Raw genomic sequence first — 13,677 nt, 5'->3', positions numbered from 1 at the left:
CTTGGTACCGCGACGTTTGGTGTAGAGGGGGTGGAACGAGCCGGCGGGGTGGGTGCCCCACACCCCGAAAAGGGTGTGGGACGGACATCAGGCACTGGGGGGCTGAGATCGCTCGCTGGCGGGCAGATCGTAGTTGAACATCCAGGGGATGCCGAACTGGTCGTCGAGCATGCCGAAGCGGGCACCCCAGAAGGTGTTCTGAAGGGGCATGGTGACGGTGCCGCCGTCGCCGAGAGCGGCAAAGAGCCGGTCCTGCTCGGAGGGCGATTCACAGTCGACGGAAAGCGCGACGGAGCGGCCGGCGGGCACGGCGCGGTCGGGCGGACAGTCGGAGGCCATGAGGTCAAGGGCCGGGGCGGTGAGCTTGGCGTGCATGACGAGCGGAGCGACGGCGGGGTTCTGCTCGCCACTCTCGGCGTAGGTGGAGACGTGCACATGGGCGCCGAAGGCTTCCGCGTAGAACTGCACGGCGCTGCGGCAGTTGCCGTTGAACAGCAGGTAGGGGACGAAGGCTTTCATAGGAGGTCGCTCCGGCCCCGTAGGGGAATCGCAGGGCGCAATGGTTGGGGTGCGGATGGATGGCGGGGTCGCCTGGCGAGCCGGAGCGACAGCGCAGGATGAAAGCGCGGAACAGGGCGCGAACGCAGACAGCAGCGCCGGGACGTGGGAAGTGTACGCCGCGGCCTTTTTTGGGCGCCAGCAAAAAGCAGCCCGGGAGTCGATGACGGCTATGCTACGGGAAGCGCGCTGTGCGCCGGGAAAGAGGGACCGCTGTGCTGCCGCATCCACGCATTCACCTGCAATCGCTGATCTCGGTACTGGACTTCGCAGGCATTGCGGTGGGCAGTATTGGCGGTGCGCTGCATGCGCGGGAGCATGTGCGCTACGAGTACGACATTATTGGAGCGTTTGGACTGGCGCTGTGTTCGGCGTTGGGCGGCGGCATTGTGCGCGACGTGCTGCTGGGCGTAGGGCCACCGCTCGCGCTGGTGGATGTGGGCTACCTGTACACGGCGCTGGGCGCGGCAGCGTGCACCCTGCTGCTGGGTGCGCGAATCGGCAAGCGGACGCAGCGGGTGCTGCTGTACGTGGACGCGGCGGCAGTGTCGCTGTTTGCGGTGGCGGGCACGGCGCGGGCGGAGGCGTTTGGTGTGCAGTGGCTGCCGGCGCTGATGCTCGGGGTGACCACGGCGGTGGGTGGAGGATCGTTGCGCGATGTGCTGAGCGGTACCACACCCAAGGTCTTTGAGCGCGGGAACTATTATGCGATTGCCGCGGCCGCAGCCGCGGGTAGCTACCTGTTGCTGGACTGGCTAGACCTGCCGGACGCCTGGTGCGTGTCGGCAGCGGCGCTGATCGGCTTTACGCTGCGGATCTTGAGCATGCTGCTGAACTGGCGGACTGGTGCGTTGCGGGAGACTGAGAGTTCCGTTCAGTAGGCGCGAGCGATCATTGCTGACGCGCGGGTTGCCGATACATGTCCGGATTCGGAGCGAAGGCTTAGGTTGCCGCAGGATTGCACAGGAATTGTATGCACGCGGGTAGAGTGGAAATAGTGGCTGTGTTCGAAATGAGGCAGCTGTGCGGGACTGGCACTGCGTCGCCAAAAAGATTGTGGCTTTGTGGCACTGTAATTCGCACGCATCGGTAGAGTGGTATTAGAGATCGACTGCAAAAGGGAAGTGCCCTCCGGGGCTGCTTCCCTTTTTTTGTTTCTCTGGCTGGTTCTTTTTTCTGGATGGTGCGAGTGAAGACAAAAGCGCAAGGGGATGCGGAGCAACAAAAGGCGACGGGGGCGGTAACGCGAGGGACGCGTGGAACCAGAGTACGAACGCGGTGCAAGGGTACGCGCACCGCGGAGGAAGAAGTGCAGGCGCAGGTGGTGGCGGCGATGCCCCAGATTGTGAAGGCTACGGTGGCGAAGGCAAAGGAAGGCAGCCTGATCCATACGAAGTGGCTGTGGGGCGTGATGGAGAAGAACATGCCGCGGCAGACTACCGCTGAGCAGCAGCGAGCCAAGGCAAGCCTGGCGGAGTTGTTGATGGAGCAGTTGCCGGGTGGTCTCGGCGGCGACCAGGCGATGCAGGTGGACGGTGCGGCGCAGATGGCAGGCGGCTCGGAAGAATAGAGGCGCCGCGTGTTTGTGCGTGTTGTTGTTTCAGTTGCGTGTGGGTGTGCGTGGCCCTGGGTCTTGCAGGGAAGACCCAGGGCAGGGCGGGCAGGAATCGGGGGTTGGTTGTGAGGTTAGGTAGCCAGCAACGACTTGGAGAGCAGATGAAGAGCCGGAGAACTTGGTTACGCCTTGCGGTGGCGCAGGGTTTGCTGTTGGGGTTGCTGCTGGTGAGTGGGGTGGTGCGGGCGCAGGTCGCAACCACTACCGTGCAGGGCACGGTGTACCGGGCGGATGGAACCCCGGCGCAGGGGACGATGCTGGTGAGTTGGCCGGCGTTTGTGACGGCGGCGAACCAGGCGGTCGCGGCGGGGAGCCTGACGGTGGCGCTGGGCAGCGACGGATTCGCCACGATGCAACTGGCGCCGAACGTGGGAGCGAGCCCTTCGGGCACGTACTACACGGTGGTGTATCACCTGGGAGATGGCGCGGCGAACCGCGAGTTCTGGACAGTGCCGGCGGCGGCTACCGCGACGATCGCGAGTGTGCGCGCTGAGCTGGAGCCATCGATGATGGCGGTGCAGAGCGTGAGCAAGAGTTATGTGGACAACCTGGTGGCGACGATCGCGCCCACGGTAGGGAATTTTTTGCCCCTGGCAGGTGGCAGCCTGGCGGGACCGTTGACGTTGAGCGCGGATCCGACGGCGGCTTCCCAGGCGAGCACGAAGCATTACGTCGATACGGCAGTGGCGACGGCGGTGCCGCTGAGTGGGGGCATCGTGACGGGAACGCTGGGGATGGCGAACGAAATTGCGAAGCTGCCGCGGGTGGATGTGCGGGCAACGGACTTTGCCGGCGGCGCGGATCCGACGGGCGTGAAGGACTCAACGGCGGCGATCCAGGCGGCGATTGCGTTTGCACTTACGCAGGCGCCTTCGAACCAGAACAACTACCCCGCGGTGTATGTGCCGCCGGGCCACTACAAGATCAGCGGAACGCTGCGGATGCCGGGGCAGATGCAGTTGATCGGCGATGGCAGGAGCGGGGCGATTCTGCAGCAGACCGATCCAACGGCATCGCTGATCACGGTTTACAACAGCATTAACTGCTCTACGTATAGCTGCTATGGCGGCGTGGAGAACCTGACGCTCGAGGGCACGGGCAAGGCGACGGCGGGCACGCTGCTGGAGTTGAACACGGGCTGGTTTACGCTGCGCAACCTGCACTTCTTCAACAACGGCGGACGCGGGTTGCAGATGAACGGTGGCTCGGAGCGCGTGGCGACGTATGACCTGTCGTTTTACCAAGTGCGCTGGCCGCTGATCATGGGCGGCGATTCCAACGAAGACTACTTCTACAACACACACATTATTGAAGCGGGGCAGACGGCGGACAACGGCAATGGCCAACCGATCGTGGGTCACTGGTGTTACTCGATCAACTGCACGAACGGGCAGTTTGCGGCAGATGGAACCACATCGAGCCCTACGACGATTCTGCCGGATCCACGTGGGCAGATCCATATTGATAAAGCTGTGAACGTTAGCTTTATCGGCGGCTCGGTGAAGTCGACGTGGATGCTGTCCGGGGTGAAGATCTGGTCGGGAACGGTGGTGCGGTTCCAGAACTTCTACCACGAGGAAGAGTACTTTGGCGGAAGCACGGTGCTGTCGACGAACCGGGCGTACATTGTTGGCGGCAAGGGCGAGCAGACGTTCCTGACGGGCGCATTGAGTGGAACGGGCTTGACGGCGACGGTGAACGACCCGAGCTGGATGCCGCAGGGGTTTGGCACGGCAGCGGATGCAACGGTGAATGACGGGAATTACCACCCGTACGTGATCCTGCCGCAGGATTACAACCGCGCGAGCACCGCGGCCTCTGCGTATGTGAGCGGGCTGAACCAGAACCAGTACGAGATTGTGAATGCCGAGGGCTTTACGCCGGATGGCATTATGCATCTGCAGCCGGGCGGCCGCAACAACGGTGGTAGCGCACCGGCGGGAACGGTGTGGCCGGCGGGATCGGTGGTTGAGGAGTACTCGTCGGGCGGTGCGTCGCTGGAGATGGATGGCGTGCATATTAACCAGGTGCAGGGGCCGCAGACAGCGGGCGGCTGGCAGGCAGCCTGTAACCAGACGACCTCCAATGCGTGCGGCGAGGTGATTGTGGGCTACATGCCGGACGTGCAGAGCCCGACGAGTACGCCGGCAACGAACAAGGTGGGCTTTTACGCGCCGCTCAATGACCCGAACGACCCGGTGAATGGAGCCACGGCTTACCTAAAGATGCGGCACATGGAAATGTTCAGCAACGGCAGCAACCCGGCGGTGGGCATGGTGGTTGCGGAGCACCGGGCGGCTATCGAGATTGAAGGACCGATTGACCCGGAGCGAGTGGAAAGCCAGGCGGCGGTGCAGTACCAGACCAGCGGGCAGCAGGTGAGTATTGCGGGCGCGACGGGTGGAAGCGTGGTGTTTGCGCCGACATACCCGAACGGCGTGGCGGCGGTGAACCTGTCGATGGCGGATGGCGAGATACTGTGGGACTCGGCGCGCGGGGTGTACCACAAGCACACGTCGGTGTTTGGTCCATACCAGCAGTATGGGTCGTACATGAACGGACTGCAGTACCAGAACCTGTACTGCCTGTTTGATACGCCGGTGACGGATGGTGGACACGTAGCGAACCGGTTCTGTACCGGAGGCGGCCCCGGCAATGCGAGTGGCAGCGGCACGCAGTACGGACCGGGCATCGAGTACGACTCGTATAACGGGTCGTCCTGGGTGAATATGTTCAAAGTCACGGGCCAGGGCACAGGCTCCATGACAGCGAGCGTACCGGCACAGTTTGGAAGCAGCCTGGCGGTGACCGGAGCGGTGACCGCGGGCGCGGCGGTGTCGGTGACGGGCAACCTCTCGGCAGGCGGGAACACATCTGTCACTGGAACCGGCACATTTACAGGGCTGCTGACTGCGAGTGGCAGCGCACGTGTCGGAGGCGCGCTGACGGCGAGCAAGGTGAACAGCACCGTAACCGTGGATGGATTGACGTACACGACCCTGAACCAGGCATGGACAGCCGCGATTGCGGCGGCAACAAGCACAGGCAGGAACCAGACAATCTGGTTGGGACCTGGAGCCTACCCGGTGACGGCGACGATGACCGAGCCAACGAACGGGGCGTGTGTGAGCGTGATCGGATCCGCAGGAACCACCGTGGGGTCTGATATTACCTCTACGGCCACAACGCTCACGGTGCCGGCAGCATTGAACGGAGATGTGTTCCTGCTGGGCAACACCACACTCACCGAGGGCTGCACGTTCAAGGATTTGAACGTGCTGGCAGGGAAGAATGCAACGCACGGCTTTGAGTTCCAATGGGCGCGCGGTTTACTGCTGGACACGGTGGCCGTAAACGATACGACGGCCGAGGGGATCCTGCTGGGGGAGACGAGCGGTACGCACCAGATGAATTCGCTGCTGAGCAACATAACGGTGAGTTACTCGAGCGCGGCGTTTACCCCGGCAACGAGGCCGGCGTACGGGGTGCATCTGCAGAAAACAGCGATCGACTCTGTGATGCACACGGTGCTGGTGCGCAATGCCCTGACGGCGGCGGTGTGGAACGAGGGCACGGGCAATACGGGCTGGGCGATCCACGGGTTCGGGTATCCGTACACGTGCACGACGGCACCCTGCTCGAACACGGCAACCGCCAGCACAGCGGCGAATGCTTCGTATGCGACGAACTACGTGGTGTACGACACGGGAGGCGCCGGATCGACGTGGACGGACACGTATGCGGATTCTCCGGCGGTGTCGGCGTTTTACGTCGGGGCCAACGGCGTGGAGATTCATGGCGGCCACGTGCAATGGCCGGAGCTGACGAGCTTTCCTGCGGCAAATTTCGCATCGGTCGCAGCGACGGTTACGAATGGACTGATGATCGGAGATGTGAGCTGCCTGGGAATGTCCTCAAGCGTGAACTGGATCAACTATGCCAGCGCATCGGGGGTGCCGCCCGTGAACGCGAGTGTGCATCACCTGACAGGCTGTGGCAATTACTACCAGTCACTGGAGCCGGCAACGACCACGGGCTTCAGTGGAGGCGGCGCAAGCAACAATGCACCGGGCAATGGAGCGGTGTCGGCGGTGTGGGCGGCGCCAAAGGCGGCGGCAGCCACGTACTCGGCATACAGCGCGCAGGAGTACACGGGATACCTAGGCGACCTGTTCGACGGGCACATCGCGGGGCAGATGCCGTTCTTCAACATTACGTACCAGGGCACGATCAAGTCTGCGGGGGGCCTGGCACTCTCTACCGTGTTGAACACGGCGACGACGCTGACGCTGACGACGGCGAACAAGAACGTGATCGCCAACGCGGCGAGCGGGGCGCAAACGATCACGCTGCCGAGCTGCTACACGGCGATGGCGGACAAGGCGTCACCGACGGGCCTGGAGCTGACGGTGGTGAAGTCTGATACCTCGACGAATGCCGTGACACTGGCGACGGTGAGCGCGCAGTTGATTGATTACCAGGGAGCAACGGCGACAACGCTGGTGATCGGGAGCGCGGGCAAGCGGAGCCTGGTGTGTGGGCCGGACTCGAACTGGTACGCGTACTAACAGCGGCAAAACACAACACAGGAGAGGTCACGATGAAGGTTTACCAAGCGAAGGATGGTGTGGTGCGCACAGTGGAGGTTCCGGCAAAGGCCGGGGCGCAGGGTGTGGGACGGGTGGAGAACCACGGCGACGCGATGCGTGCGCAGGGTGTTGCGGTGGAGCCCGCGCGCGCAGTAGCACCGGCGGAGCAACGCCGGGATGAGAACGGCCGCTGGGTTTAAGGAGCCCGGGGTTTTGGCTGAGAGTGGAGCAGCAAATTGCCAAGTGTTGCCAAGGAGGCAGCAAGCCATGGATGTGATTACACCCTTGAATGCGGCGCAGACCCTGAGGCAGGAAGGGCAGGCCCGGCACGAGTCGTACCTGCTGCGGGTGCTGGTGGCCGTGGACATCGCGGCGAACGTTGCGCTGGGCGGCCAGGAAGACGAAACCATCTCGACGAACACGGCACTGATGGCAAGGAAGCATGAAGTGCTGGGGGTCGTAGTGAGCCGCATGCTGAACCTCTTTCAGCCGGACCATGGCGCGAAAGCCGCGGCAGGGGACCTGGAGAGGGCGCAAGCGATGACAGCGAAGCTGACGGCGAGCGGCGTGGTGCACGTGGAGTAGGCAGGCGCATGGTCCGGCGGGAGTGACATCAAGCCACGGGTGGGAGAAGAGGGCAGATGGGTGTGCAGGACGATCTGGACGAGCTGGTGCGTTATGGGCGGATGCTGGATACGCGGCCACGGGCGCTTGGCGGACGATCCGTGGCGGCGTTCTTAGCGGAGTCGCTGCTGCGGGTGCGGGGACGGGACGGAGTGGTGGTGCGACTTCGTCCCAACCAGGCGCAGGAAGCGTTTGAGCAGCGCCGTGGGCAGCGGAACGTGGTGTTGAAAGCGCGGCAGATGGGCATCAGCACGTGGGTGTCGGCGCGGCTGTTTCTGAAGACGATGACGGTGCCAGGCACGTTGAGTGTGCAGGTGGCACACACGCAGGATGCCGCAGAGGCGATCTTCGGGATGGCGCATCGCTTTCTGCAACTGCTGCCGGAGTTTTTGCGGGAGGGAGCGCTGCGAACCTCCAAGGCGAATGCGCGGGAGATTTATTTCCCGATGCTGGACTCTGGGTTTCGCGTGGAAAGCGCGAGTGATGAGAACGCGGGGCGTGGGCTGACGATCACCAACCTGCACTGCTCGGAGGTGGCGCGGTGGCCAGGCGATGCGACGGCGGTGCTGCAGGGGCTGAAGGCGGCGCTGGCTCCCGAGGGAGAGCTGGTACTGGAGTCGACGCCGCAGGGAGCGCAGGGGTGCTTCTGGGAGGAGTGGCAGCGAGCGGAGGAGACAGGCACGGTGCGGCACTTCTTTCCCTGGTGGTGGGAGCGCGCGTATGTCGCCGATGCGGTCGCAGAAGAGTCGCTGGACGAGGACGAGCGGCGGCTTTGCGAACAGCATGGATTGACGATGCGACAGATCGGATACCGGCGGCGGCTGCGGGCAGGGTTTCGTGAGCTGGCCAGCCAGGAGTTTGCCGAGGATGCGGAGAGTTGTTTTGCGGCAAGCGGGGACTGCGTGTTTGAAGTGACGGCGATTGATGCGCGGCTGCGGGAGATCGGGGAACCAATGGCGAGGCGGCAGCATGGAGCGCTGCTGGTGTGGTTGCCGCCGGCAGAGGGCAGGAAGTACCTGATCTCGGTGGATACGGCGGGCGGCGGTGCGGGCGGCGACTACTCGGTGGCACAGGTGGTGGAGATCGCTTCGGGCCTACAGTGCGCGGAGTTGCGGGCAAAGAAGACGGTGCTGGAGATGGCGCAGGCAGTGGCCACGCTGCACCGGGAGTACAACCTGGCGTGGGTGGTTGTGGAACGCAACAACCATGGGGCCGGGGTGCTCGCGCACCTGAGCAGCATGATGGACGAGCGGCGGATTTATCGGCAGGGGGCGCGCGTGGTGACGCAGCAGCATGCGTTTACCGGAGCGAAGACGGCGGTGCGGCAGGGCGGGCAGGAGGGGTGGCTGACGTCGTCGTCGTCGCGGCCCGGCATGCTGGCGATCCTGGGCGCGATGCTAGTGGAGCAACCGGAACTGTTCCAGAGCGAGCGGCTGCTGCGGGAGTGCCGGAGCTTTGTGCGGCTGCCGAACGGCAGGACAGGGGCGCAGAGTGGCGCGCACGATGACTGCGTGATGGCCATGGCGATCGCGATGGCGGTGCGGCCGGAGTTGATGGGGTACCGGGCCTAGAGCACGGCGCGATGCAAGGCGCAGAGGCAGCGGCTGATTGATTTGCTATTGGCGTATATTTTGTCTCGCAACGGTTGCACATAGTTTGCGGTGAAGTTGATAGCCTAAGAACAGTGGGGTTCCTGTGCGTGCAACGGTGGCGTATAAGGTGGTGAGGCTGGCTTGGCAGTGACGGCATTGCAGCAGATCAGAAAGATGCGGGGCGGCGCGCAGAGCCACCTGATGCTGGGCTCGGATGGGCATGCGTACGTGGTGAAGTTTCAGAACAATCCGCAGCATCTGCGGGTGCTGGTGGGGGAGATGCTGGGCACCAGGCTGGCGGCGGCACTGGGACTGACGGTGCCGCACTGCGACGTGGTGGAGGTGTCGGAGTGGCTGATCGGGCAGACCCGGGAGTTGACCCTGGATCTGCGCGACCAGGTGACGGAGCCCTGCCGGGCGGGGCTGCAGTTCGGTTCGCGGCTGGTGGGTGGCCTGATGCCGGGGCAAACGGTGGACTACCTACCGGAAACGCAGCTGGCCGAGGTGAAGAACCTTGCCGAGTTTGCCGGGATGCTGGTGCTGGACAAGTGGACGTGCAATGCCAATGGACGCCAGGCGGTGTTTCATAAGCGACCACGGCAGAAACGCTACGAAGCGACGTTTATCGACCAGGGATACTGCTGCAATGCGGGCGACTGGACGCTGAACGATGCACCGCTGCGCGGGGTGTATGCGCGCAACCTGGTGTATGCCGGGGTGACGGGGTGGCAGAGTTTCGAGCCATGGATGAGCCGGCTGGAGAAGCTAGATCCGCAGGCGGTGTGGGGCGTGGCGGAGGGGATTCCGCCGGAGTGGTATGGCGGGGCGATGAGCGAGCTGGAGCAGCTGGTAGAACGGCTGCTGGAACGGCGTACGCGGGTGCCGGAGCTGATCGGGGCATTTCGGGAGTCGAGCCGACAGCCATTCCCAAACTGGATGCGGGGCGAAGCGGAGATCAAGAAGAGACTGTTCGTGGAGCCGCGGTGGACGATGTGAGAGCAAGGGTGTGGCGGCTGTCAAGGGCTGCACCGGCATGTGTTGAGTAGTTCCCTGCGAAGCGGCATCGAGGTGTGAAGACGTGAACGGGCGCAAGCAGTGCGAGTTCTTCCTGGTACGGTATGTGCCGGATCCGGTCAAGAACGAGTTTGTGAACATCGGGGTGCTGCTGCGCGAAGCAGCGGCGGCCGGGGTGGTCAATGCGCCCATGCTGCGGTTTACGCGGGACTGGTCGCGGGTGCGCTGCGTAGACCCGGAGGCCGATACGGAGATGCTTGAGGGGCTCGAAGGGGAGCTGCGGGCAAGGCTGCTGGAAGGCACGCAGGACGGGATGAAACCGGTGCTGGAGGTGATCGAGGATTCGTTTTCAAACATGCTGCAGGTGACGGAGGCGAAGGGCTGCCTGGCGGAGTCGATGATTGCGGAGATCGAGTCGCTGATGCGCGTGTACGTGGAATCGCGGAAGCGTGAGTCGGTGCGGCGACAGAGCGGGCGCGCCAAGATCCAGGGCGCGATGCGGCGCGGGTTTGAGCAGGCGGGGGTGTGGGAGTTGATGCGGAAGCGGATCGCGGCGTCGACCTACACAAAGCCGGGAGACCCGTTGCGGATCGACTGTGGATACCGGCCGAATGGAGTGATCCGGATGTTTCACGCGGTGTCGCTGGAGAGCGAGACGGAGCTGGCCAAGGTACTGGCGTTCTCGATGCCGGCGATCCGCCAAGGCGTGGCGCGAGTGGAGGGGGCCACGCTGGAGATGACGGCAGTGGTGGAACCACTGCGCGAGGTGCGGGCAGGGGAGGATGGCGAGGATGATGTAACGGCGCACTACCGATTTGCCGTGGAGACGATGGAAGCGCAGCAGATCCGGGTGATGACCACGGCAGACATGGGAAGGATGGCGCATACAGCGCGCCAGGAGATGCTGCGCGAGTAGAGCAGGCACGGCACCGCGGGGCAGCACAGCATTGCTGTTGCGAAATTCTGCTGAGCATGACGTGTCACAAGGGTAAGCGTTTGCGGGTGGTCGTTTGGTTGAAGGCTCCTGCGACGGGGTGCGATCTGCGACGAGGTGTTTTCGCCGCGGGCGAACGGTTCGAGATTTCAGAGGTTGGTGCAGCAGGCAAAAGCGGTGTGGCCTTTAAGGCCACACCGCTTTTGCTTGCCCGAAAGAAGGGGGACGATGTGGGGCTAGCAGGAGCGGTGCGGAGATTGTGGAGCGGGCAGAGCTGGGAGGCACAGGCGCAGCGCAGGTCGGTAGCGCTTCCAGCGTTGTTGCAGCCATATGGGGCAGTGAACAGGGCGCTCCCCAAGAGTTCGCCGGCTGCGCTGCGGCGCTTTGCGGAGACGCCAGTAGCGCGCCGCGCGATCAACGTGATCAAGGACCGGATAGCGAGCCTGGACTGGCAGGTGCGGCTGAAACGCTCGGTGCGCCCCGAAGACGTGGAGAACCTGGAGGAGAAACTCGGAGCGCTGCGGAGGGCACTCGAGGAACCCAATGCGTCGGACTCGTTCCGCTCCCTGCTGGAGCAGGTGCTGGAGGATGCACTGGTGGGTGGGTTCGGCGCAATCGAGATGGAGCTGACAGGAGACCAGACGCAGCCCTTCCGGCTGTGGGCGGTGGACGGGGCGACGATCGAAATCAATCCGAAGTGGGATGGCGAGCCTGGCTCGGCGCGGTTTGCACAAAGAACAGGCCTGGTGGGCGAGAGCGGCCAGGTCATGCTGGCCGACGACGAGTTGATGTATCTGCGCATGAACCCGCGCACACATACGCCGTTTGGGCTGGGCCCGCTCGAAGTGGCTTTCGAAACGATCAACAGCTTTCTGGCGGCGCATCGGTATGCGGGCAGACTGGCGAGCAACGCGGTGGTGCCGTATGCGCTGTGGATGGGGGAGACCACGCCGGAGCAGCAGGATCGAATGCTGCGCTGGTGGCAGGACGAGATGGAAGGCACCGGGCGGGTGCCGATCCTCAGCACCGAGCAGCAGCCGCAGGTGCTGCGCTTTGCCGCCGGCACGGATGCGGACCTGCGGCTGAGCTGGCAGGAGTTCCTGATCCGGATGGTGGCGAATGCGTTTGGCTTGCCACCGATGGTGCTGGGGTTGGAGCAGGATGTGAACCAGTCGACGGCAGACGCGCAAAGCAACGAACTGTTCCGCTCAGCAGTGGTGCCATTGGCACGGCTGCTGTGCGAACACGTGACACGCGATCTGTTCGCCAAGCGGCTGGGATGGCGCGAGTTCGAGTTCGTGTTCAACGAACTGGAAGCGCCGAACGAGCTGGAAATGGTCGAGATCCAGACGCAACTGCTCGCCGCCGGGGTGCTGACGGTGAACGAGGTGCGAGCGATGCGGGGGCTGGCGCCGCTGGTAGCGGCAGCGACGCCGTAAGGCTCCGACCAAGCGCCTTGCGGGAACACCTGTGTGAAGGAGGAGGCGGTAGAGGACGCAGACCGTCGGGAGCGAGCGGGCGACTGTTGCGGTCGGCCCGGTGCGCCAGCGGCCAGGCAGTAAGGCAGGAAGAGTTGCGGAATGGAATGGGAGACAGGATGCGATTGGAAGCCATGGGGATGAGGGTTCCAGAGGTGGCGGGCCACCCGAACCGTATTGCGTTTGAGGGGGTGCTGACCACGGTGGATGAGCCAAGCACGCGGGCCCCGTCCGGCGCGAAAGGACACAGGGTGGTGTTGACCAGCCAGGCTGCGAAGGAGGCACTCCCTTCGCTGCTTGGTATGGCCATCGGATTTACACCCGAGTATGACGGGCACGATGTGAGACGCAAGTGCGGACTGATTACGGAGGCGGACGTCGTGGGACGCGAGTTGCGCGTGGCCGGCTATGTATATGGGCGCGACTTCCCGGAAGTGATTAAGCAGCTGGAACTAAGCGCCGTCGGCAGCATGGGCATGAGCTACGAGCTGGCAGAAGCACATGTGGAGGATCTGCTGGCAGACGTGTGGACCGTAACACGCGCGATGTTTACCGGGGCGGCAGTGCTGTTGCGGGATAAGGCCGCTTACGGCGGCACGTCGTTTCGCTTGTTGCGGAACAGATGCCGAACCGGCAGCCTGGCCGCGGCATATGAGTCTGCTGGTGGCGACGGGCTGCCAGCGGGGGTGCGTGAAGGATTGAGCCTTGGCCAGAGAGGATATGGAGCCTTATGGAGCTGAATGTGACCGAGACATTGCAGGCATTGCAGAACGCAATGGCAGAAGTGCTGACGGCCGTGCGAGCGCTGGAGAGCCGGCTGATACCGGCGGAGGCGGCACCCACAGATGCTGCCGAAGGTGAGGTTGCAAAGATCACCGCCTCGGTAGAAGGCGGGACTGGTTCGCTCGCACAGCACAGCGTTGCACTCGCGCTTGAGGAGCGGGCAGCCGGTGTGGAGCAACGGCTGAAGGCAGCGGAGAGTGCGCTGGCTTCGCTTGAAGCTTCAAGCAACACCACTAAGAGCCTGGGTGTACGCAAGACGCTGCCTGTAGCCACGGTGCAGCTGCTTGCGAAGCAGGGCATCGAGGGAGGCGACATCGTGGACGTGAAAAGCCTGGATGCGGCGCTCGCAGGGTTGAGCGTGGAACACAGGATCGCGGTGAAGTCGCAGATGTTGCGCACAGGCACGCTGACGCCCTAGAGCGCAGCGGATGAGGCTGACAGCAGCCAAAGATTGTGGGCAAGCTCGCAGGCAGGAGCTTGCAAGTGCTGG

General features: G+C 63.8%; 12 protein-coding genes. 11 read left to right on the top strand and 1 reads right to left on the bottom strand.

All coding sequences use genetic code 11. The features are described from left to right. Positions 1-87: 87 nt before the first annotated feature. On the bottom strand, positions 88-519 hold the full coding sequence (locus D1Y84_RS07835) for a VOC family protein (RefSeq protein WP_124848017.1): 432 nt from the start codon (positions 517-519) through the stop codon (positions 88-90). A 254-nt stretch (positions 520-773) separates the two neighbouring features. Here D1Y84_RS07835 and D1Y84_RS07830 point away from each other — a divergent pair, with 254 nt between their 5' ends. The 11 genes from D1Y84_RS07830 to D1Y84_RS07780 all read left to right on the top strand — a co-directional run bounded on the left by D1Y84_RS07830 (position 774) and on the right by D1Y84_RS07780 (position 13,605). Beyond that, positions 774-1,439: a trimeric intracellular cation channel family protein gene (locus D1Y84_RS07830; protein ID WP_158615375.1), complete on the top strand. Its 666-nt coding sequence runs from the start codon at positions 774-776 to the stop codon at positions 1,437-1,439. A gap of 452 nt (positions 1,440-1,891) precedes the next feature. Next, a complete protein-coding gene (locus D1Y84_RS07825) occupies positions 1,892-2,128 on the top strand; it encodes a hypothetical protein (protein WP_124848015.1) in 237 nt (78 codons plus the stop codon). A gap of 146 nt (positions 2,129-2,274) precedes the next feature. Beyond that, positions 2,275-6,741 carry a glycosyl hydrolase family 28-related protein gene (locus tag D1Y84_RS07820; protein ID WP_124848014.1) on the top strand — a complete coding sequence of 1,489 codons (4,467 nt, stop codon included), beginning with the start codon at positions 2,275-2,277 and terminating at the stop codon, positions 6,739-6,741. A 32-nt stretch (positions 6,742-6,773) separates the two neighbouring features. Further along, positions 6,774-6,962 carry a hypothetical protein gene (locus D1Y84_RS07815; protein WP_124848013.1) on the top strand — a complete coding sequence of 63 codons (189 nt, stop codon included), beginning with the start codon at positions 6,774-6,776 and terminating at the stop codon, positions 6,960-6,962. 67 nt (positions 6,963-7,029) lie between these two features. Beyond that, positions 7,030-7,347, top strand: a complete 318-nt coding sequence (locus tag D1Y84_RS07810; RefSeq protein WP_124848012.1) for a hypothetical protein — start codon at positions 7,030-7,032, stop codon at positions 7,345-7,347. A gap of 56 nt (positions 7,348-7,403) precedes the next feature. Next, positions 7,404-8,957 carry a terminase gene (locus D1Y84_RS07805; RefSeq protein WP_124848011.1) on the top strand — a complete coding sequence of 518 codons (1,554 nt, stop codon included), beginning with the start codon at positions 7,404-7,406 and terminating at the stop codon, positions 8,955-8,957. Positions 8,958-9,125: 168 nt separating this feature from the next. Next, on the top strand, positions 9,126-9,974 hold the full coding sequence (locus D1Y84_RS07800) for a HipA family kinase (RefSeq protein ID WP_370245807.1): 849 nt from the start codon (positions 9,126-9,128) through the stop codon (positions 9,972-9,974). A gap of 82 nt (positions 9,975-10,056) precedes the next feature. After that, positions 10,057-10,908, top strand: coding sequence for a DUF3037 domain-containing protein (locus D1Y84_RS07795; protein WP_124848009.1), 852 nt, complete (start codon positions 10,057-10,059; stop codon positions 10,906-10,908). Positions 10,909-11,264: 356 nt separating this feature from the next. Continuing rightward, positions 11,265-12,365 (top strand): phage portal protein, encoded by a 1,101-nt coding sequence (locus tag D1Y84_RS07790; RefSeq protein ID WP_233581264.1) that lies wholly within the window; start codon positions 11,265-11,267, stop codon positions 12,363-12,365. Positions 12,366-12,544: 179 nt separating this feature from the next. After that, a complete protein-coding gene (locus D1Y84_RS07785; RefSeq protein ID WP_199726377.1) occupies positions 12,545-13,144 on the top strand; it encodes a hypothetical protein in 600 nt (199 codons plus the stop codon). After that, on the top strand, positions 13,135-13,605 hold the full coding sequence (locus D1Y84_RS07780; protein WP_124848007.1) for a hypothetical protein: 471 nt from the start codon (positions 13,135-13,137) through the stop codon (positions 13,603-13,605). Before D1Y84_RS07785 ends, D1Y84_RS07780 begins: the two co-directional genes overlap by 10 nt. The last annotated feature ends 72 nt before the right edge of the window (positions 13,606-13,677 follow it).

The sequence above is a fragment of the Acidipila sp. EB88 genome, assembly GCF_003858395.1.
Taxonomy (GTDB): Bacteria; Acidobacteriota; Terriglobia; order Terriglobales; family Acidobacteriaceae; genus EB88.
The sequence above is the reverse complement of the archived record's forward strand: the minus strand, read 5'-3'. Positions and strand labels throughout refer to the sequence as shown.